The following is a 19,908-nucleotide window of genomic DNA, read 5'->3' as shown; positions in this document are numbered from 1 at the left end:
TGGTTGTCTAGAATCTCCTTCATGCTGTGGCCAATGCCCCAGTTGGTGCGGTACATATGACCTGCAACAATGAAGAGGACGGCTAGCGCCAGGTGGTGGTGAGCCGTATCCGACAGCCAGAGGCCACCGGTCACGGGGTTCAGACCGCCCTTGAAGGTGAGGAAGTCAGAATAGACATTCCAGTTCAGGGTGAAGAACGGCTTTATACCCTCGACAAAGCTGGGGTATAGGTCGGCCATCAGAGCCTTGTTGAGAATCCACTCGTGGGGCAAGGGAATTGCCCCTATTGAGTCGATTACCCGGCCACCAATGGTTAACGGCCGCCCCGCATCGATCGCATCCATACAAGCGTTGATGGGCAACGACACGTGGATCTGCTGACCGGCATAGCCCAAGCAGCCCAGGCCCAGTAGCCCAGCCAAGTGGTGGTTCATCATCGATTCCACGTTCTGGAACCACTCCAGCTTGGGAGCGCGCTTGTGATAGTGGAACCAGCCGGCAAACAGCATCAGAGCCGCCATTACGAGCGCCCCAATGGCGGTGACGTAGAGCTGGAAGCTGTTAGTAATGCCGTTGGCCCGCCACCACTGGAACAAGCCAGAGGTGATTTGAATACCGTGGAAACCACCGCCCACGTCGCCATTCAAAATTTCTTGGCCAAAGATGGGCCAAACCACTTGGGCACTGGGCTTAATACCGGTGGGATTAGTTAGCCAAGCTTCATAGTTTGAGAACTTGGCACCGTGGAAGTACATGCCGCTGAGCCAGATAAAAATAACGGCTAAGTGGCCAAAGTGAGCGCTGAAGATCTTCCGTGAAATATCTTCTAGGTCACTGGTATGAGTGTCAAAGTCATGGGCGTCGGCGTGCAGGTTCCAAATCCAGGTGGTGGTTTTGGGCCCCTTGGCTAACGTGCGGTCGAAGTGGCCGGGCTTGCCCCATCGCTCAAATGAGACGGGTACCGGATCTTTATCAACCACGACCCTGACTTTTTGTCCCGGTTCAGGGGGACTTATGGTCATGGGACTCTCCTCTCTTCTACTCGAAAATACAGAGCGGATAAAGGCGCTTCCTACTCAATAGACGGATAAACCTGAGTCTATAGAAAGCTTAAATAAGCCGTTTCAGGCATTACAAGCCCCTGAGACACAAACGCTCTCCACTGGACGGCCAAGGGAGAGGCCTAAGAATCAGGTTTACAGCGCTTAACAGCCTAGTCCCTAGAAAGTTTCAAGCCAGCTTGGGAACGACCCCATAGGGCTTTAGATTTGCAGGGCTATGACAGGTTAAGTAACAAACTACAGAATCACCGCCGCTCTTGGTAAGGGAAGTTTTCACAAGTTAATAACTCTGAGAAAATTAAATTGAACTGTCGTTCAAGCTTAGGAAAAGGGTAGCTTGAGCCCCTTTTATTTCTTGTATTCAGAGAATTTTTTAGAAGCGATCGCAGCCCGCCTTTTTCACTAGCCAGTACATCAATGATTCAAACCAAAGTGCAGGTTAAGCGACGATCGCGCCCTAGGCCAGCTCAAACTTTTTCTGCTGCTGACCTACCTATGTATAAGGAGATACCTCGCTTAGGGGCGATCACCTAGCGATCGCTTTGTAAGTCATCTTGGGGGTCGCCATAACCAGCTCTGGGGCCACAGCAATCTGATCATTTCGTTAACTGCGGCTAGGGACAGACACCCAAAGAGACAATGGCTGTGGAGATGCCATTTGGTCCCGGCAAGGCGGCGGTTCAGGCGATCTTGACGCCCTTAAGGGGGCCAGCTTTAGTTTAGATTGAGAAATCTCTCGGCCTGCGATCGCCCCATGTGGTGTACATTATGAGAAAATTGTGACAAGTGTTTAAGTAAAACTAGTTTAGGAGGGCATGCCCTATGGATTGGCGAGTCGTTGTTGTTTTACTGCCGATTGCTGTGGCCGCAAGCTGGGCTGTGTTTAACATTGGCCGGGCTGCTCTGGGGCAACTGCAAGATTTCCTCAATCGAGAAGCTTAGGATTTGCCTGCGAGGCTAGTGCGCAATGGTCAAAGATCGGTCCTACTGGGGCGATAGTCCAAGACCCGCCCATGGGGGCGAAAGCACACCAGTTTCCAATCGACCCTAGGATGACCCAGCCACGGTTAGGTCATCCTAGGGTTAACTGCTTTAAATGGGGCATCAGTTGACTAAAGGCAACGCCCCGATGGCTGTTGGCGTCTTTTTGCTCGGGCGACATTTCGGCAAAGCTTTTGCCCAGAGCAGGCACATAAAAAATTGGGTCGTAGCCGAAGCCGCCAGCGCCACGGGGGGCCCGCAAGATCTCGCCGGGGCAGATGCCTTCTGTTTCAAGCACAATGTCGCCCTGGGGGTTGGCGAGGGCCAGGGCGCAGATGAACTGGGCGCTGCGATCGACAGATTCTTCTAGCTCTTGGAGCAGGCGCTCGATTCTAGCCGCGTCGCTGTTGGCGTAGCGGGCTGAGTAAATGCCGGGTGCACCGCCGAGGGCGTGCACCGCTAGGCCCGAGTCGTCGGCGATTGCCCACTGCCCCAGGGCTTTGGCTACCCCTGCCGCCTTGAGCCGCGCGTTCTCTAAAAACGTGGTGCCGGTCTCTTCTATATCGATCGCGTCGGGCTTGAGCTGCAGCTCCCAGTCCAGATCGCCTAAATACACCTGCATCTCTTTCAGCTTGCCGGGGTTTCCGGTGGCAACAATAACCGTGGGCATCGGCAACACATCCCTCAAACATAGGCCATGGGTCGATTGTAGTGCCTTGCCCGTCAGGCAAAATGGCACGCTCCCAGCAGATTGGGCTTAAGACGGTTCCAGCTAATTCCGATTAAAAATTTCAATAGGGGGGCGTAACTGCCCTTGGCCAGCGCGGTCTAGCCAAATCCCTGGCCACGACATTACCTGGAACACTCCAAACCTGGTAGCGTGGTGAACAGTATGCCATTGCGAAGGTTTTGCCCTTGAACCCCGAGCGCTCCGCTGAAGGCTCCAAATACTGGACGCTTGCCCCCTACGTACGGCGCGAGTGGCCCACGATCTTGCAAGCGTTGTTTGGCACCGTCATTTTTGTCTCTTTTTGGCCCATTTTGGCCTGGCTATCAGGGAATATTTTGGAGCAGTTGGCGGCAGGCAACGTGCCTGTGGTGTCACGCTTTATTGCCATCACCATGGCCGGGTTTGCGCTGCAAAAGATTGGTCAATACATTCAAGACTCGCTGATGGCCAAGGCCGCCTTAGAGGTGGCCTTTAATCTGCGCAGAGATGTGTACACCCACATTCACCGGCTCAGCCTCACCTATTTTGAGCGCAGCCAAACCGGCGACCTGTCATACCGCCTGACCGAAGACATCGATCGCATCGGCGAGGTAGTGCAAAAGCTGTTCCACGACTTCTTGCCTTCGGTGCTGCAGCTGGTGGTGGTGCTGGGCTACATGGTCTACCTCAACTGGCAGCTAACCCTAACGGCGGTGGTTTTAGTCCCCATTCTGGCGGTGCTAGCGGGGTGGTTTGGGGAGCAAATGCTGAAGTTTTCGCGGCGCAGCCAAAACCTGGTCTCAGACCTGTCGTCGCTAGTCACGGAAGTGTTTAGCGGCATTCGCTTGGTGCGCGCCTTTGCCGCTGAAGACTACGAAGTCGAGCGCTTTACCCAGGAGGCCGAGAAAAACCGTCAGGCCAAGTACAAGGCCGCTTGGCTGCAGGCGGTGCAGTACCCGGTGGTGGGCTTTACCTATGCCGTGGTGGTAATGCTGATTTTGCTGGTGGGCACCTGGCAAATTTCCCAGGGCAATCTCACCGGGGCCTCCTTTGGTAGCTACGTCGTCGCCGCGCTGATGCTGATTGACCCGGTGAACCACGTCATCATTAACTACGGCGAGTTTAAACAGGGTGAGGCCTCCGTTGACCGCGTGATTGAGCTGCTTGAGATTGAGCCAGCGGTACGCGAGCTGCCCACAGCCGCCGAACTGCCCAAGGTCACCGGACGGGTCGAGTATCGCAACGTCACCTTTGGCTATGAGACTGACGAGCCCGTGCTGCGCAATCTCGACCTGCTAGCTCTACCCGGCGAGAAAATTGCCCTGGTAGGATCCTCAGGTGCGGGCAAATCTACTCTCGTCAACCTACTGCCCCGCTTCTATGACCCCCAATCGGGCCAAATTTTCATCGACGATGTGGATGTGGCCACCGTCACTCTACGCAGCCTGCGGCGACAGATTGGCATTGTGCCCCAGGAGACCACACTGTTTTCCGGCACGATCGCCCAAAACATCGCCTTTGGCCAAAAAGACTTTGACATTGAAGCGGTGGAAGCCGCTGCCCGCATCGCCAACGCCCACGATTTCATCAGCCAATTTTCCCAAGGCTACTACACCTGGATGGGCGAGCGAGGGGTGAACCTGTCGGGGGGGCAGCGGCAGCGGGTAGCGATCGCCCGAGCAGTCCTCCTAAACCCCCGCATTCTGATTTTGGATGAAGCTACCTCTGCCCTAGATGCTGAGTCTGAGGCGCTAGTGCAGGAGGCGCTGGAGCGGCTGATGAGCGATCGCACCGTTTTCATCATTGCCCACCGGCTGGCCACCGTGCGCGACGCCGATCGCATTTTGGTGATGGAAAAGGGCCAGGTAATTGAAGCGGGCACCCACAGCGAACTATTGGCCAACCAGAGCCGCTACGCCCAGTTCTATGCCCAGCAGTTTGCCGGCAGCAGCCTGGGGTAGAGATTTTGCCCCCCGCTGTCACCTCGCCCACTCAAGTATTAATCTGGAGTAAGTAATTATTCCTGGTTTACCATGGCATCGCCCCCGGCCACGGGCCTTGGCCCCACTTCAGAAAAAGCAATCTATCAAGATGGTGTGGGCGATCGCCTGTTCATTTGGCTGTTTAGCCGCAAGATGGCTAAAGCCGTGGGCAAAGACACCGCTCACAGCGGCTACGACGGCGTTGTCGATTTATCCACTCAGATTATGCAGGGGCGCAATGCCCAGCAGCAGCAGGCACTCGTCGCCGTGGTGCTCAAGTCTCTGGTGCCATCTCCAGTGCTGTGGCTAATTCGCAACCTGTTTTCGCCAACCCAGCTAGTCTGCGAACTCAACGCCTGGTTTGCCGCGCAGCTATTCGAGTGGCTGGTCGGTCCCTGCGAAGTCAAAACCGTAAAATTCACCGACGAACAGGGGCGAATCAGAGAGCAGCGCAGCGGCGTCCAAATCAAGAAGTGCCGCTACCTAGATGAAAGCCGCTGTGTCGGCATGTGTGTCAATATGTGCAAGCTGCCCACCCAGCGCTTTTTCACCGAAGACTTCGGTATTCCCCTCACGATGGTGCCGAACTTCGAAGACTTCAGCTGCGAAATGATCTTCGGCCAGACCCCGCCGCCTCTGGAGACTGAGGATGCATATACGCAGCCCTGTCTTATCGATCACTGCTCTCTAGCTACCCGCGATCCACAGCCCTGCCCTAAAGTCAGGAACTGATAGCCTCTGATAGAGTCTGCTCATACTCCTCAAGCGCTGCCAACACCGATTCCAGCTCTTGTCGGTTCAACTCAGTAGGGTCTAATTGGTATCGGATTTGAGCTTTCTGGTAGCGTACTTCCTGTCGATCTCTGCGAGTTTCGCGTTCTGTTGCCTCAGCTCTTCGGTCTCTTTCTTCAGCCTCGCGGTTTCCTTCTCGATTTCGACGGTTCCACTCAACGCCGAAATTAGCCAGTGCAGCCAGGAGGGCTGCCACAGTGAGTCGGTTGCTCCAAGTTTGGGGCTGGGCGACGATGCTGAGGAATTGGAAGTCTTGTTCGTCATAGAACCTCAGGAACGCGATAGCAATCACTAATATTGTGACTAAGCTGCCGGGCAACAATCCCAGAAAGTTGATCCACACCTGGCGCTTGATATAGATCCATTCTAAGCGATCGCCTCTGGCCCAATAGACCTGGCCATTGTAGTAGAGGGTAGCTAGCGAGAGATGGGGAAGGTGGGGCGATAAGGGGTTTGACCAGATTTGGCGACTTAAACGCAATGGGAGAAAAAAATCGCTACTGTAATCAGCAGTACAATATCCACTGGTTTGCTGGCGGTTCTACACCCATGATTGAAGTTGAGCACCTGAGTAAGACCTACGGGTCTACCACGGCCATTCGAGACATCACCTTTGGGGCACAGCCTGGGGAGATTCTCGGTTTTTTGGGGCCGAACGGGGCAGGTAAAACTACTACCATGCGAATTTTGGCGGGGTATCTCCCAGCGTCTGAAGGTACCGCCCGAGTAGCGGGGTATGACGTGCATACCGACTCGATGGCGGTGCGGCAGCGGATTGGTTACCTGCCCGAGTCGCCGCCGCTGTATCCCGATATGACGGTGCAGGGCTTTCTCAACTTTGTGGCCAAAATCAAGGGCGTGCCGGCTGATCTACGCCAAAAGCGCGCCGACATTGCGATCGATCACTGCGGTCTGATCGACAAGCGCAAGGTGCTGATTCGCAAGCTGTCAAAGGGTTATCGACAGCGAGTAGGCATTGCCCAGGCCATCATCCACGACCCGCCGGTGATTATTCTCGATGAACCCACGGTAGGACTGGATCCGCGCCAGATTAACGAGGTACGACAGCTAATTAAAGGGCTGGCAGGTAGCCACACCATCATTCTCTCCACCCACATTTTGCCGGAGGTGAGCATGACCTGCGATCGCGTCACCATTATCAACCGGGGCCAGGTCGTCGCCACCGACACCCCCGACAACCTCACCACCCGCCTCTCTGGCGAATCGGCCTATGAACTCGAGATCAAAGGGGATGTGGATAGAGCCCAGCGCCTGTTGAGCGAGCTGGCCCCCGTGCGCCAGGTGACCCTACTGGGGCTAGAGCACCTGCCGGAGTATCATCACCGTTTGCGAGTGAGTGCCGAAGCCGATCGGGGTTTAGGGGGTGCGATCGCCACCGCCCTCGTCAACGCTGGCCTCGAACTCCACGAGTTGCGCCGCCAGCAGGCCACTCTCGAAGACGTCTTCCTCAACCTCACCACCACCGAACCCGCTCCGGGGCCAACAGCAACGCCCGAAGCATTCGCCGAGCTCCCCACCATCGAGCCAACACCAGAAGAATCCGAGGCTTAGCCATTTGGCTTCTATATCTTGAATTTCCCCTCATCCTCCCCACCTCCCTCATCCCCCTAACCCATCCACCCTCCCACTCCCCGCCCATGACCCTTCTCTTCAAAAACATCCTCGCCATCTACCAGCGCGAGCTGCAAAGCTACTTCGCCTCGCCTTTGCCCTACATCATTGCCGCCGTGTTTTGGCTGCTGGGGGGCTTCTTCTTAGTGGCGATTTTGCTGGGGCCGCAGGGCATTTTGGCCCAGGCGGCGATGGCCGACCAGGCGGTGCAAATGGGCATGCCTCCGTCGCCGCCCTTTGATGTGGCCTACGAGTTCAACAAGGCCTACGTGGGGCTGCTGGGGTCGCTGTCGATGTTTGTGCTGCCCATGCTCTCGATGGGGCTCTACGCCGACGAGCGCAAGCAGGGCACGCTGGAACTGCTGGCCACGTCGCCAGTAACCAACTGGGCGGTGGCCCTGGGCAAGCTGCTGGCGGTGGTGAGTTTTTACATTGCGATGGTGCTGCCGCTGATGGTGTGTCAGTCGATCGCCCTAGGGGCCGCCGAACCGTCTACGGGGTCAGGGGTATTCTTGCTGTCTCACCTGGGACTGGTGCTGATGGCAGCCAGCGTGTTGGCCCTGGGCATGTTCATCTCGTCGCTGACGGAAAGCACGGTGCTGGCGGCGATCATGACCTTTGCGCTGATTTTGCTGCTGTGGCTGGTCGATGCGGTGGCCCAGGGGCTGCCAGGAGTGGTGGGTAGCGCGATCGCCCATCTATCTCTGCTCAAGCACTTCACTGACTTTACCGAAGGCATTTTCGACACCGGTGGCCTGGTGCTGTTTCTCTCCTTTATTGGGCTGGGGCTGTACCTCACGGCTCAATCCATCGAGACCCTCCGGTTCCAGCGGTCCTAGTACCCAATCAATCCATTTGACGTCAGCAGGTTAGTAGTAGCGGGTAATGGCGATGAAATCGTTTGCGGCCTACCAAAAATATTTGAAATACCTGGCGTTGCCGGGGTTGGCCCTAGTAACGGCGGGGCTGATTGCGGGCATCGTCGCCGGATGGACTCTGCTGCCTGCGGGCCTACTGGTGGGAGGCATCGGCCTACTCTTGCTCGGGCTAGTGCTAGGCAACCAGGGGCAGGGCCGGTTTTGGGCTCAGCGCTCCACCGAGGCGGGGGCCAATGCCCTAGTCTCTACCCTGGCGGTGCTAGCCATTTTGGGCCTGGTGAACTTCTTAGCCGTGCGCTATGCCAGCCGGGTAGACCTCACCGAGAACCAAATCTTTACCCTGGCCCCTCAGTCGCAGCAGGTGGTGCAGACCCTAGAAAACCCTACCCGCGTCGTCGTATTCGACCCGCTGCCGAACCCCCAGGATCGCCAACTGCTCGAAAGCTACCGCCAGGCCGGGCCGCAGTTCACCTTTGACTACGTCAATCCCTACAACGACCCCCGCCAGGCCCAGGATTTTGGCGCTACCCAAACGGGCATGGTGTTTGTGGAGAGTGGCGACAATCGACGCTTTTTGCAGAATGTTGGCCCCAGCGAGCGGCTGTCGGAGCGCACGTTGACCAATGCCCTCGATCAGGTGGTGAGCGATCGCGCCCTCACCGTCTACTTCACCCAGGGTCACCAGGAGTTCACCATCGACGGCAGCGACACCGGCTTTTTGCAGGCCGCTACCGCCCTCGAAGATAAAAGCGCCGTAGTGCAGCCCCTCGACCTGTCTAAAACCAGCACCGTGCCCGAAGATGCCAGCGTGGTGGTGGTGGCTGGCCCCGCCGCCGAATTCTTTGAGCCTGAAGTTAAGGCGCTGCAAACCTACCTCAACGGCGGCGGCAGCCTCATGCTGCTGATCGACCCGCGTACCAGCCCTGGCCTCGACACCCTGCTCGACCCCTGGGGCATCACCCTCGACGATCGCATTGTGCTCGATACCTCTGGTAGCGGTCAGCTCGTCGGCCTTGGCCCCGCCGCTCCGCTAGTCACCGACTTCGGCGACCACCCCATCACCCGCGACTTCACCGGTGGGCGATCGTTCTTTCCCCTGGTGCGGCCAGTCAATGTCGAAGAAGTGCCAGGGGTAACGGCGACGCCCATCCTCCAGAGCAACCCTCAAAGTCGGGCCGAAGCCCTCTCCACCGAGGGCGAGCTGCAATACGACGAGAACGCGCCGCCCTCTGGCCCCTACACCCTTGGGGTTGCCCTCAGTCGCCCCGTCGATGGGGCCGCCGCTGCCGAGGGTGAACCGCCGCCGGAGTCGCGCCTAGTCGTGATTGGCAACGCCACCTTTGCCACCGATGGCCTATTTGAGCAGCAGCTCAACGGCGATGTCTTTCTCAATGCCGTCAGCTGGCTGGGTCAGCAAACCGACGCTACCCTCTCCATTCGCCCCCGCGAAGTCACCAACCGCCGCATCACCTTAACGGTGCAGCAGCAGATCGGTCTTGGAGTATTTGCCCTGCTGGTACTGCCGGCAATCGGTCTTGGTCTAGCCGTGCTGATGTGGCTACGGCGGCGATAGAGCACGCTGCCCAGATTGCTGAAGAGCAATGCAAAGAAGGCATTAGGGAGATTTGAGCGTTTGCGACTGGGGGTGTAAAACCTGTTGAGCAAAACAGGCTACGGCATAAAGAATAATGGTTTCACCCAAAAGTTCTGCTAGTTCCTCTAGGGTGATGCGGAGATGCTCGATTAGAAGCACGGTTGCCGATGAGGCATGGGTGGGTAGCGCTGCCGCGATCGCAGCCTTTGCCATCTCGGTCCCAAACCCGCCCAGCAAAAAAATTCCCAGCCCCGCCAGCACCCCCAGTACCGTGGACCGGTGAGTACGCCATAGCCAGGCTAAATCTCGAAACCCCAGTACCGCGATCGCCACCAAGAGGCTCAGATAGACCAATTTCCAGTCCACCTGCCTCAGGGTGAGGTGAAACTTGAGCAACTCATCCGCAGCGCCCAAGAAGCAGAGCAGCGCCACGGCACTGGGCAACACCCAGGAAATCGGCCTAGCCATGTGCCGCCTAGACAGCAGGACACCCACACACAGCAGCCCAATCGTGCCCAGCAGGATCGCCTGTAGCCAAGAGGGCAGCGATCGCAACCCATTAAAGTCAAATAGCCCCGCCTCGCCCCGCCGACTGACCAGGGCTAAATAGGTCAAAGCAAGCCCCACCTCAAAGCCAACTAGGGCGATCGCGGCTTGTCTCAAAAACTTTGGTGTGGGCATCGCAAATATCACTAAATCGCTAGGCCCAGCTTGCCCTTTGCACAGCGACAATAGCCATCGGATTTAGTCGGGTCTAGTCGGCAATACCCACCGGCATGGGCAAATTGACGGCGATTGGTGGCCCTACAGCCAATTAACCGGAGGTGAAGACAGCCAAAAAAAGCCAAAAGTCAAACCTATTGGGCACTTTTTCGTTTTTAGCTCTTCTATGTTCCTTATTTTGCTACACGCGCCCTATCTAAGCTGATTGCGATCGCACATCAGCAAATAACTCCTGAATTAAGAACAGAATTTTTCAGAAGTTTTTCCCCTCGCGCAACCAGGACATCTGTTCCATGCTGTTGGGGTGTTCTCTGCTGTTGAGCGAATCCTTCGGCCTGGTTTTCGAAGCAATTCAAACCTAGTCTGAGGTTCTCCTGGTTGCCCGTTTACCCATTAGGTGTGTAGCCATGACTGTATCTACCCTCACCCCGCCCAGCGTACAGTGTCCCGAATGCGGCGTTCACAGCATTGTGGAATACAAGCCCACAGTGTACCACTGTCTCAAATGCGACTTTGAAAAAGACCTGAGCCTCTCTCCAGAACCTAAGAGCGACGGCCTAGGTTCAGTTATTTTAAGCATGCTCGGCTTCAGCCTAGGGCTGCTCATCCTGCTGTAGCGCTGACCAATGGCTTGATAGTGCAAATGCACCACAGTATTATGGGGGAGCCGCCACTTAGGCTCCCCTATGGCCATTGTTTCTTCTCACACCGCCGACGATTCGGCCAAGCCCAAGCGGGCTCAGTCTAAACCGTCAGCACAGCCCACCGAAGCGGCTGAATTGCAGCCGCTGCTCTCCCTCGTCAAAGGTGGGGAGATGCAGCCAGAAGATTTAGGGGATGAAGTTACCGAGGCGGCACCATCCACAGCCCCTGAAGACACTCTGCGGCCCCAGCGCCTGCAAGACTACATTGGCCAGTCTTCCCTAAAGGAAGTGCTGGGTATTGCCATTCAGGCGGCTCAGTCGCGGCAAGAGCCGCTCGACCATTTGCTGTTATACGGGCCACCAGGGCTGGGCAAAACCACCATGGCGCTAATTTTGGCCCAGGAAATGGGGGTGACCTGCAAGATTACCACGGCCCCTGCTTTAGAACGCCCCCGCGACATTGCAGGCCTGCTAGTCAATCTCAAGCCCGGTGACGTGCTGTTTATTGACGAAATCCACCGGCTGCCTCGGGTCACAGAAGAAATTTTGTACCCAGCCATGGAAGACTCACGGCTGGATATCACCATTGGCAAGGGGCAGTCGGCCCGCACTCGCAGCATTCCGCTGTGCCCGTTTACGCTGGTAGGGGCAACGACCAGGGTAGGGGCGCTGAGCTCACCGCTGCGCGATCGCTTTGGTCTCATCCAACGACTGCGCTTCTACGAAATCGACGAGCTTCAGCCCATTGTGCTGCGCACTGCCGACGTTCTCAAAACCCCCATTGAACCCGCCGGAGCCGAAGAAATTGCCCGCCGCGCCCGGGGCACCCCTCGCATTGCCAACCGCCTGCTGCGACGAGTGCGCGACTATGCTGAGGTTAAGAGGGCAGGCCCTATCACCGCCGCCCTAGCTGCCGAAGCGCTAGAACTATTCAACGTTGACCCCTGCGGCCTCGACTGGACCGATCGCCGCCTGCTGTCAGTGATGATCGAAAACTTTGGCGGTGGTCCCGTTGGTCTCGACACCATGGCCGCCTCCACGGGCGAAGACCCCCAAACCATTGAGGAAGTCTACGAACCTTACCTGCTGCAAATTGGCTATCTACAGCGCACTCCCCGGGGTCGAGTGGTCACCCTTGCCGCCCGCCGCCATCTGGGCTATGACGAAGCGCTACCGGGCGACGGCAGCCAGATGACACTGTTGTAAGCCGAGGGGTGGGGCCAAAGGCACAGGGTTCTAAATCGTTTCTTACCCCGTCAACCTTGTACCCAATCCCAGCGCCTAGGCTGGCTGGCTATCTAAAACAACCGTCCCCGCTACGTCTCCCGGCATGTCGATGATTGCCTGCATCAGGTTAGTTTGGTTGAGATTGGCTCCAGTTAGGTCCGTCCCCAGCAGGTTTGCTCCCAGCAGGTTCGCTCCACTGAGGTCAGCGTTGGCGAGACAAGCGCCCCACAGATCGGCGTGCATAAGGTTAGCCCCAGCTAAGTTGGCCCCACTGAGGTCTATCCCAGTTAGCCTTGCTCCGCTAAGGTCAGCTCCCCACAGGGATGCGCCCGGGGCCAGGTGGTGCAGCGTTTCAGGCACCTGAAACCCTCGCGGAAAATGGGTGCTATCGGAGTAGAGGGCACCATCTAAGTTGGCGTGGGCTAGCTGACACCCTTGCAGGTTGGCCCCAATTAGATTGGCGCGGCCCAGGTCACTATGGCGTAGGTCGGCCCCGCGCAGGTCGGCTAACATCAGCGTGGCCTGACGCAGGTCAGCGTAGCGCAGATCGCTATCGCCAATCAGAGCACTGAGCAGGTTGCTGCGTCTTAGCACCGCCCCAAACAGTTGACTGTTCACCAGCAGTGCCCCGCTGAGATCGGCAGCGGTTAAGTCGGTGCCGCCCAGATCGCGCTCTCGCAAATCTTTAGTCGCGAGGGCCGCCCCTGGTGCCAGGCTCCACATTCGAGCCTGCCCAGGGTTAAATCCTTCGGGAAACTGGGTTTGGGCATTGTAGAGGGCTCCCTCCAAACGCGCATCATCGAGGTCGGCCCCGGTCAGTACGGCCTCGCGTAGATCGGCCCAGCGCAGGTCAGCCCCCACCAGTTTGGCGTTGCAGAACTGGGTCTGTTTGAGGTTAGCCCGACGAAAATTTGCCTGAGTGAGGTTTGCCCCGCTAAAGTCGGCTCCCCAAAAATCAACCCTAGCTAAACTCCAGTGGTTGAGGTCGGCTCCGGCCAGATTGATGCCGGTAAAGTCTCGCTCCCCTTCCACAAAGGCCGTCCAAAGATTTTCTAGCGTTTTGAGATTCATGCCTGCATACCGCTCAACATTGCCTGGGAACATCGTTAGTGATCAACTGACTTTTGCCTACTGGGCTGGCACCCCTAGCTTGTGGCCAAACGCCCTAGCCAAGGAACGGCCTGCTGCGGTCGTTCGGGCTGATGCACCCAAACCACATAGCCATTGTCATCCATGGTAGTGAGGGCGCGTTTGCCTTGCTGCTGAAGCTGTTGCACCAGCATTTGAGCTTTGTCTAAGTCGGGGCGGTTGCGGTAGTAGCGGTAGTACTCACCCTCAACGGCAAGGGCCAAACTGCGGCACTGATCGGCACCTTGAATGTGGTAAAGCGCATGCTCATTCATAGGGCTAGACGTTAGCTCCACTTTGGCCTGGGCATCCGGGGCAGCCGGCAACAGGCTAGCCCAGTCAAGAGCTGTGGTCGTCTTGGCGGTAGTTGCAGTTAGCGCTCCGTCGTGGCTGGCTGCAGCCAATTCAATAGAATGAAATTGGTTTATGGTGTCGGCGATAGGCAGGCGATCGCCCTCAAGGTCCTCCTGCTGGTCGTCCGCTAGCAGCACCTGGTCGAGCAAGCCCTGATGCCGCTGCACTCGGCCCTGCCGGACGCGCATGGCCTCAGCGGTACCGATGCCGATCGCAACACTCGACAGGATTGCAAAGCCAATGTAGCGAATCGAAAATTCCTTGTGCTGATTGGTGATTAGAGCTGAGTCGATCCAGTAGCTTAGTGGTTGGGGTAGCTGCTCCGAAACTCGGACTGCGCGATCGGAAGCCATTGGCCAGGTGAGAGCTGCAAACCCAGCACTAGAGGCTAGCAGCGCTGGCAAGACAATACGACGAAAGGGAGAGTTATCCATAGCAGAGAACACACTGAGGTGAATAAATCACCCTCCGGAAGATCTCCTTCAGAATACGCAATAGACCAGCAAGGAACTGCGAATTCACCGATGGTACTCTGTGATACTTTGATGAATCCTTAGAGTTATATCCGTAGAAATACGGATATCTCGGCCATCTAATAGAAAAGCTGGGATCCTTCACAAGGAAAGGTTTGACCTCTATCAGAACTTGATGCGATCGCTCCTGATCAGTGTTTGTGTCTCTGAGTATTGGAACACCAATACCCAGCAAATCAGCTCAAACTATGCGGTGGAACATCTTTATCAGTCTGCTCGTACTTTTAACCGCTGTGACCCCCGCCGCTTGGCGCGTGGCAAACGAACAACTCAGCCGTCATCAAGCTCTAGAAGCCGCAGGGGATGGCGCCACAGAGATCGTATCTACGGCCCAAGCTATGGCCGCTCCGGGCGATCGCCGCTGTCAGCAGTGCGATCTAGCCGATGCCGATCTTAGCGGTCAAGACCTCAGCCGCAAAAATTTTCGAGAGGCCGATATGACTAGGGCCAACCTAACTAGCACCCAGTTAATTAACGCCGTTTTGCATAAAGCGAATCTTACCCAGGCCACACTCCATCAAGCCAACCTTCAGGGGGCAGACCTTTCTGAAACTAATCTGTTGCAAGCCGACCTCAGCCAAGCTCAAATGCTCCATGCCAGTCTTGTCAAAGCCAACCTTACCAGCGCATCCCTTACCCAGGCCGAGTTGCGCGACGCCGCCCTGTGCTCAGCCCAAATGCACCAAGCTGATCTTTCAGAAGCCAGCCTCTACGGGGCGATCTTGCGCCAAGCCGATCTGTCAAACGCCGATCTGCGCGGGGCAGATCTACGCTACGCCGACCTCTACGAAGCCAACTTAACCAACGCTAATCTCACCGGGGCGCGCCTAGAGTTTGCTACCATGCCCGATGGCAGCACCTACAACCAAGGCTACGTGCAGCCCATCAACCCCTCCCAGGACTGCGACCACAACCGTTCTGAGAGCGTCGCTGAGCAATCAGAACCCTAAGGCCATCCCCTATTTAGCCAGAGAATACTGGCTTAAACACCGTCGCAAAGCATTCTTTTCCCGGCTCTCAAAGGCGAAAGCTGCCAACAAACGCAATAAAGCATAGTGCCATTCTCATGGCTACCCAGCGATCGCATTATTAGGCGACTAAACAGCCGAAGGCCGCTTCACGGTCAGATTTAACTTAGCAAGTTCTTATACGCTAGCCATTTTCCTTGCCAGCGTCATAGTAAGCCTGCGAGAAATTTGTGGGCCTCGGCTTGGCCTGTTGTCAAAATCTTTCCGTTGCCACCACTAATGCCTGCCACCAGTACGTTCGTAGTCAAACCCTAAATGCATAAGCCTACAGGTTAAACTAGCCCTTTGGCCTGTTCTGCCTATGCCTTTGTCTTAGGGTTGTGCTTCTAGCACTCTGGTTCTGCCAAAATGACTTCGGAAAGTATGAGCTCAGGTCACTGAAAGTTGACGATACGGGCAAAGCTTTCGGGCTCTAGGCTGGCACCACCAACTAAGGCACCATCGATCTCGGGCTGAGCCATCAGCTCATCGACGTTGTTAGGTTTGACCGAACCGCCATACTGAATGGTGACATCGGGGTTTTTCAGCAGTTTGCGAATGCCGCCAATTACCTGGTTGGCATCGGCAGCTTCGCAGGTGTCTCCAGTGCCGATCGCCCAGATCGGTTCGTAGGCAATGACCAGATTGTTTTGGTCAACATCCACCAGACCCTTCTCAATCTGAGTGGCAATCAACGATTCGGTTTCGCCAGCATCGCGCTGACTCTTGGTTTCGCCTACGCACAAGATTGGGGTTAGGCCAGACTTTTGAGCCGCTTTCAGGCGCAGGTTAACCGTTTCATCGGTGTCGCCGAAGTACTGGCGGCGCTCACTGTGACCCACAATCACGTAGCGCACTCCGAGCTCTCGCAGCATATCCCCCGAGATTTCGCCAGTAAAGGCTCCCTCTGGCAGCCAGTGAATGTTCTGAGCACCCACCCTGATTCTGGCTCCGTGCAGGCTTTTGGACAGGGCTCCCAAAGCGGTGAAGGGCGCACACAGAACTATTTCACGCCCATCGGGGGTGTCGGCGAGTTGTCCAAGAAAATGGCGTAGAAAATCCAGGGTTTCGCCCTGGGTCTTATACATTTTCCAGTTGCCAGCGATAACGATTTTGCGCACGGTGTTTTGAGGTTAAAGGCTAGATATTCAAAATTGCATCCCTGCATCGTACTAAGAAAAGAACCCCCGAATCAATTGTTGCCGCGCACAACGTTTGATTCGGGGGTTAAAGAGGAGAGGTGTTGGGTAGATGAGAGGGGACTTTGCGATCGCCTCACCCCTCATTCCCTTTACCTTCCTCACCTTTTCACTGCTCTAGCGCAGGGCCGCTGCCTCGCGGGCTGCTGCCGCCTCGTCAGGGTGAATGTTGAGGCGGGTGAGATTAATCCGACCGCGGCCATCAATTTCACGCACCTTGATGATCACTTCGTCACCGACGTTGACTTCGTCTTCGACCTTGGCCACGCGATAGTCAGCCAGTTGCGAAATGTGAACCATGCCCTCCTGTCCAGGCATAAATTCCACAAAGGCTCCAATGGGGATAACGCGGGTAACTTTGCCCACAAACACGTCACCAGCGGCAGGCTTAAAGACGATCGATTCAATCAAGGCTTTAGCCTGAAGGGCTTTTTCGCCTTCGATCGCCGAAACAGTGACGGTGCCATCGTCATTGATGTCGACCTTAGCACCGGTTTGCTCGGTAATCGCCTTGATCTTCTTACCGCCGGGGCCAATCACCATACCGATCATCTCAGGATCGATCTTGAAGCTGATTAGGCGCGGAGCGTAGGGCGATAGCTCTGCTCTTGGGGTATCAATGGTGGCCAGCATTTTTTCAAGGATATGCAGGCGGGCGGGCTTGGCCTGGTTGATGGCATCAGCAATCACCGACAGGGGCAAGCCGGTGATTTTCATATCCATTTGCAGGGCGGTGATACCCGTGTCGGTACCGGCGACTTTGAAGTCCATATCGCCCAAAAAGTCTTCGATACCTTGAATATCGGTGAGAATGCGCACCTCATCGCCTTCTTTGATCAAGCCCATAGCCGCTCCGCTGACGGGCTTAGTAATGGGCACACCGGCATCCATCAGCGACAGAGTAGAACCACACACCGACCCCATGGAGGTGGAGCCGTTGGAGGACAACACCTCCGATACCACCCGAATCACATAGGGGAAGTCTTCTTTGGAAGGTAGCACTGGCACCAGGGCACGCTCGGCGAGAGCGCCGTGACCAATTTCGCGACGACCGGGCGATCGCATGGGCCGAGTCTCGCCCACCGAGTAAGGGGGGAAGTTGTAGTGGTGCAGATAGCGCTTCTCTTCGTCGGGATGCAGGTCGTCCATCATTTGGGCATCGCCAGGAGTGCCCAGGGTGGCAACCGACATCACCTGGGTGAGACCGCGTTGAAATAGCCCAGTGCCGTGCACTCGCTTGGGCAACAGTCCCACTCGGCAGGAGATTGGGCGCACCTCATCGAGCTGGCGACCATCGACCCGCACCTTCTCACTAACGATCTGCTGGCGCATCAGCTTTTTGGTCACCGACTTATAGGTATTGCTCAGGGCTTTACCATTCTCGGCCACCGCCACCTTGATCGGGTTTCCTTCCTCTAGGGCGTCAATGGCGGCGACTAGCTCATCTTTAATGGCGTCGAGCTTTTCGTCGCGCTCGGGCTTGGTGAGGCTAAACTGCTTCAGCACGTCCTTAATGGCAGCGGCAGTTTTTTCTTCGATAAAGGTCCCCAGGGTGGGGTCGGTCTCAGGCTCTTGCTCGGTAACGATCTCAATGCCTAGCTCTTTGATCAGTTCTAGCTGGGCCTTGATCAGATCTTGTACAACTTCATAGCCAAAGTCGATGGCCTCAATCACGTCAGCCTCGGGAAGCTGGTTGGCACCAGCCTCGACCATGATCACACCGTCAGGGGAGCCCGCCACCACTAGGTCGAGATCGCCGGTTTCAACTTCTTTGTAGGTAGGGTTGATGACAAAGTCGTCACCCACTAGACCTACCCGCACTGCGGCCATCGGTCCATAAAAAGGAATTTTGGCCAGCAGCACTGCGATCGATGCGCCTGTGGCCGCCAGTACATCTGGGGGTACCTGCTCATCCATGGCCAGGGTAGTGGCGACAATTTGAATGTCGTCGCGCAGCCACTGGGGAAACAGGGGTCGCATGGGGCGATCGATGAGGCGACAAATTAAAGTAGCCCGCTCAGGGGGACGGCCCTCCCGCCGCAAAAATCCACCGGGGATGCGCCCAGCAGCATAAAGCCGCTCTTCGTAATCAACCAGCAGAGGCAAAAAGTCGATGCCTTGACGTCCTGCTGAGCGGGTTGCGGTCACCAGAACCGCGGTCTCACCCGACTGTACCAACACCGCACCCCCCGCTTGGGGAGCCAGTAACCCACCCCTCAGGTGAATATCGCGACCACCGAAGGAGATTGTTTTTTCAAATTCTTGCATGTACGACTACGTCCTTTCTCTCTTACCATTCTTCTTGGTTTCTTTGGCCTGATCCTAGCACCGATGACGACAATGGCTTGTTGCATGGGCCGCCAGAGACAAAATTAGGCAAAAGACTTAAGGTTCTGAGGCCCCTTGGGTACTCTACGGGCGTTGGTTTGGATCAAAATTTCTGGCCCCAGGAGGCTACGGTCATCGCTGTACTGGTTACTGGAGTAGCAGGATTTGTGGGCTCGTTTGTGGCCCGGCGGCTGTTAGACAGCGGCCAGCAGGTCTACGGCATCGATAACCTCAACGACTACTACGACGTGGGTTTGAAGCGCGATCGCCTCGCCCAGCTCGCACCCCACGATGGCTTCACCTTCGAACAGCTCGATCTGTTCGATCGCGCGGGAATGCTGGCGCTATTTCGCAACCACCAGTTTCAGTACGTCATTCACCTGGCGGCCCAGGCGGGGGTGCGCTACTCGCTAGAAAACCCCTTTGCCTACTCCGACAGCAACCTGTCGGGGTTTCTCAACCTGCTGGAGGGCTGCCGCATGATAGGGGTTGAGCACCTGGTGTTTGCGTCATCCAGCTCGGTGTATGGGGCCAATCGCAAGGTACCGTTTTCGGTGGACGATCGCGTTGACCACCCGGTGTCACTCTACGCCGCCACCAAAAAGGCCAACGAGCTGATGGCCCACGCCTACAGCAACCTGTATCAAATTCCCACCACAGGGCTGCGTTTTTTTACAGTCTATGGCCCTTGGGGACGGCCCGATATGGCCTACTTCAAGTTTGTAGAAGCAATCTTGGGCGATCGCCCTATCCAGGTATTTAACCAGGGCCAGATGAAGCGCGACTTTACCTACATTGACGACGTAGTGGAGGGAGTCGTGCGGGTCATGACACATATTCCTGTCTCTAGCACAGACCCCAATAGCGACAGCCAGGCTCCCTACAAGATTTACAACATTGGCAACCACCAGCCAGTGGAGCTGCTGCGCTTTATTCAGGTAATCGAATCGGCCCTCGGGAAGAAAGCCCAAACTGTTTTGTGCGGCATGCAGCCTGGAGATGTGCCCGCCACCTATGCCGACGTCAGCGATCTCATGGCCGACGTAGGATTTGCCCCCAGTACCCCCATTGAAGTAGGTATCCAGCGGTTTGTGGATTGGTATAAGCAGTACTACAAGGTCCAGTAGCTTGCAGGG

General features: G+C 56.4%; 18 protein-coding genes. 10 read left to right on the top strand and 8 right to left on the bottom strand.

All coding sequences use genetic code 11. The annotated features are described in order from the left end of the window. Positions 1–1,022 (bottom strand): photosystem I psaA/psaB family protein (locus NC979_RS19935; protein ID WP_488656490.1); only part of this gene is annotated, 1,022 nt, incomplete at its 3' end. A gap of 861 nt (positions 1,023–1,883) precedes the next feature. Between NC979_RS19935 and NC979_RS19930 the strand changes: the two genes are divergently transcribed. Then, entirely contained in the window at positions 1,884–2,003 is a 120-nt protein-coding gene (locus NC979_RS19930) for a photosystem II protein Y (protein WP_106871929.1), read from the top strand. A 130-nt stretch (positions 2,004–2,133) separates the two neighbouring features. On the opposite strand, the gene rdgB is transcribed toward NC979_RS19930, so the two are convergent. After that, positions 2,134–2,712, bottom strand: coding sequence for an RdgB/HAM1 family non-canonical purine NTP pyrophosphatase (gene rdgB, locus NC979_RS19925; protein WP_190516902.1), 579 nt, complete (start codon positions 2,710–2,712; stop codon positions 2,134–2,136). A 245-nt stretch (positions 2,713–2,957) separates the two neighbouring features. Between rdgB and NC979_RS19920 the strand changes: the two genes are divergently transcribed. Both NC979_RS19920 and NC979_RS19915 read left to right on the top strand, forming a co-directional pair. Then, positions 2,958–4,712, top strand: coding sequence for an ABC transporter ATP-binding protein (locus NC979_RS19920; RefSeq protein ID WP_190516900.1), 1,755 nt, complete (start codon positions 2,958–2,960; stop codon positions 4,710–4,712). Between the two features lie 72 nt (positions 4,713–4,784). Continuing rightward, positions 4,785–5,465, top strand: coding sequence for a DUF4033 domain-containing protein (locus NC979_RS19915; RefSeq protein WP_190516897.1), 681 nt, complete (start codon positions 4,785–4,787; stop codon positions 5,463–5,465). An 81-nt stretch (positions 5,466–5,546) separates the two neighbouring features. Here NC979_RS19915 and NC979_RS19910 read toward each other — a convergent pair whose 3' ends face one another. Then, positions 5,547–5,789 (bottom strand): hypothetical protein, encoded by a 243-nt coding sequence (locus NC979_RS19910; protein WP_190516895.1) that lies wholly within the window; start codon positions 5,787–5,789, stop codon positions 5,547–5,549. A 216-nt stretch (positions 5,790–6,005) separates the two neighbouring features. Here NC979_RS19910 and NC979_RS19905 point away from each other — a divergent pair, with 216 nt between their 5' ends. The 3 genes from NC979_RS19905 (at position 6,006) to NC979_RS19895 (ending at position 9,608) form a co-directional block, all read left to right on the top strand. After that, on the top strand, positions 6,006–7,097 hold the full coding sequence (locus NC979_RS19905) for an ABC transporter ATP-binding protein (protein WP_431191096.1): 1,092 nt from the start codon (positions 6,006–6,008) through the stop codon (positions 7,095–7,097). A gap of 86 nt (positions 7,098–7,183) precedes the next feature. Then, a complete protein-coding gene (locus tag NC979_RS19900; RefSeq protein WP_190516893.1) occupies positions 7,184–7,996 on the top strand; it encodes an ABC transporter permease in 813 nt (270 codons plus the stop codon). A gap of 46 nt (positions 7,997–8,042) precedes the next feature. Further along, a complete protein-coding gene (locus tag NC979_RS19895) occupies positions 8,043–9,608 on the top strand; it encodes a GldG family protein (RefSeq protein ID WP_190516890.1) in 1,566 nt (521 codons plus the stop codon). A 42-nt stretch (positions 9,609–9,650) separates the two neighbouring features. Here NC979_RS19895 and NC979_RS19890 read toward each other — a convergent pair whose 3' ends face one another. After that, on the bottom strand, positions 9,651–10,310 hold the full coding sequence (locus tag NC979_RS19890) for a DUF8692 domain-containing protein (protein WP_190516887.1): 660 nt from the start codon (positions 10,308–10,310) through the stop codon (positions 9,651–9,653). Between the two features lie 449 nt (positions 10,311–10,759). Here NC979_RS19890 and NC979_RS19885 point away from each other — a divergent pair, with 449 nt between their 5' ends. Beyond that, the gene (locus tag NC979_RS19885; RefSeq protein WP_190516883.1) at positions 10,760–10,969 is read left to right on the top strand and encodes a hypothetical protein; all 210 of its coding nucleotides are present in this window, start codon (positions 10,760–10,762) and stop codon (positions 10,967–10,969) included. A gap of 69 nt (positions 10,970–11,038) precedes the next feature. Next, positions 11,039–12,202 (top strand): Holliday junction branch migration DNA helicase RuvB, encoded by a 1,164-nt coding sequence (gene ruvB, locus NC979_RS19880; protein ID WP_190516881.1) that lies wholly within the window; start codon positions 11,039–11,041, stop codon positions 12,200–12,202. Between the two features lie 75 nt (positions 12,203–12,277). Here the strand turns inward: ruvB and NC979_RS19875 are convergent, their stop codons facing one another. Together NC979_RS19875 and NC979_RS19870 are read right to left on the bottom strand one after the other, a co-directional pair. Further along, positions 12,278–13,294, bottom strand: a complete 1,017-nt coding sequence (locus tag NC979_RS19875; protein WP_190516879.1) for a pentapeptide repeat-containing protein — start codon at positions 13,292–13,294, stop codon at positions 12,278–12,280. A 74-nt stretch (positions 13,295–13,368) separates the two neighbouring features. Continuing rightward, a complete protein-coding gene (locus NC979_RS19870) occupies positions 13,369–14,139 on the bottom strand; it encodes a hypothetical protein (RefSeq protein WP_190516876.1) in 771 nt (256 codons plus the stop codon). Positions 14,140–14,471: 332 nt separating this feature from the next. On the opposite strand from NC979_RS19870, the gene NC979_RS19865 reads away from it, so the two are divergent. Further along, on the top strand, positions 14,472–15,188 hold the full coding sequence (locus NC979_RS19865; RefSeq protein ID WP_190516874.1) for a pentapeptide repeat-containing protein: 717 nt from the start codon (positions 14,472–14,474) through the stop codon (positions 15,186–15,188). Positions 15,189–15,640: 452 nt separating this feature from the next. On the opposite strand, the gene tpiA is transcribed toward NC979_RS19865, so the two are convergent. Together tpiA and NC979_RS19855 are read right to left on the bottom strand one after the other, a co-directional pair. Further along, entirely contained in the window at positions 15,641–16,366 is a 726-nt protein-coding gene (tpiA, locus tag NC979_RS19860) for a triose-phosphate isomerase (protein ID WP_190516872.1), read from the bottom strand. Positions 16,367–16,561: 195 nt separating this feature from the next. Then, complete coding sequence (locus tag NC979_RS19855) at positions 16,562–18,712, bottom strand: polyribonucleotide nucleotidyltransferase (protein ID WP_190516870.1); 2,151 nt, start codon at positions 18,710–18,712, stop codon at positions 16,562–16,564. A gap of 158 nt (positions 18,713–18,870) precedes the next feature. Between NC979_RS19855 and NC979_RS19850 the strand changes: the two genes are divergently transcribed. Continuing rightward, the gene (locus tag NC979_RS19850) at positions 18,871–19,899 is read left to right on the top strand and encodes an NAD-dependent epimerase (protein WP_199308724.1); all 1,029 of its coding nucleotides are present in this window, start codon (positions 18,871–18,873) and stop codon (positions 19,897–19,899) included. The last annotated feature ends 9 nt before the right edge of the window (positions 19,900–19,908 follow it).

Origin of the sequence: Leptolyngbya subtilissima AS-A7 (assembly GCF_039962255.1) — a bacterium.
In the GTDB taxonomy this organism is placed as follows: domain Bacteria; phylum Cyanobacteriota; class Cyanobacteriia; order Phormidesmidales; family Phormidesmidaceae; genus Nodosilinea.
Note: the sequence above shows the minus strand (reverse complement) of the source record. Positions and strands in the feature narration are given on the sequence as shown.

Coding starts and splice junctions, on each gene's coding strand:
- NC979_RS19930 (WP_106871929.1), top strand. CDS start 1,884: ATGGATTGGCGAGTCGTTGTTGTTTTACTGCCGATTGCTGTGGCCGCA.
- rdgB (WP_190516902.1), bottom strand. CDS start 2,712: ATGCCCACGGTTATTGTTGCCACCGGAAACCCCGGCAAGCTGAAAGAG.
- NC979_RS19915 (WP_190516897.1), top strand. CDS start 4,785: ATGGCATCGCCCCCGGCCACGGGCCTTGGCCCCACTTCAGAAAAAGCA.
- NC979_RS19910 (WP_190516895.1), bottom strand. CDS start 5,789: ATGACGAACAAGACTTCCAATTCCTCAGCATCGTCGCCCAGCCCCAAA.
- NC979_RS19905 (WP_431191096.1), top strand. CDS start 6,006: ATGGGAGAAAAAAATCGCTACTGTAATCAGCAGTACAATATCCACTGG.
- NC979_RS19900 (WP_190516893.1), top strand. CDS start 7,184: ATGACCCTTCTCTTCAAAAACATCCTCGCCATCTACCAGCGCGAGCTG.
- NC979_RS19895 (WP_190516890.1), top strand. CDS start 8,043: ATGGCGATGAAATCGTTTGCGGCCTACCAAAAATATTTGAAATACCTG.
- NC979_RS19890 (WP_190516887.1), bottom strand. CDS start 10,310: ATGCCCACACCAAAGTTTTTGAGACAAGCCGCGATCGCCCTAGTTGGC.
- NC979_RS19885 (WP_190516883.1), top strand. CDS start 10,760: ATGACTGTATCTACCCTCACCCCGCCCAGCGTACAGTGTCCCGAATGC.
- ruvB (WP_190516881.1), top strand. CDS start 11,039: ATGGCCATTGTTTCTTCTCACACCGCCGACGATTCGGCCAAGCCCAAG.
- NC979_RS19875 (WP_190516879.1), bottom strand. CDS start 13,294: ATGAATCTCAAAACGCTAGAAAATCTTTGGACGGCCTTTGTGGAAGGG.
- NC979_RS19870 (WP_190516876.1), bottom strand. CDS start 14,139: ATGGATAACTCTCCCTTTCGTCGTATTGTCTTGCCAGCGCTGCTAGCC.
- NC979_RS19855 (WP_190516870.1), bottom strand. CDS start 18,712: ATGCAAGAATTTGAAAAAACAATCTCCTTCGGTGGTCGCGATATTCAC.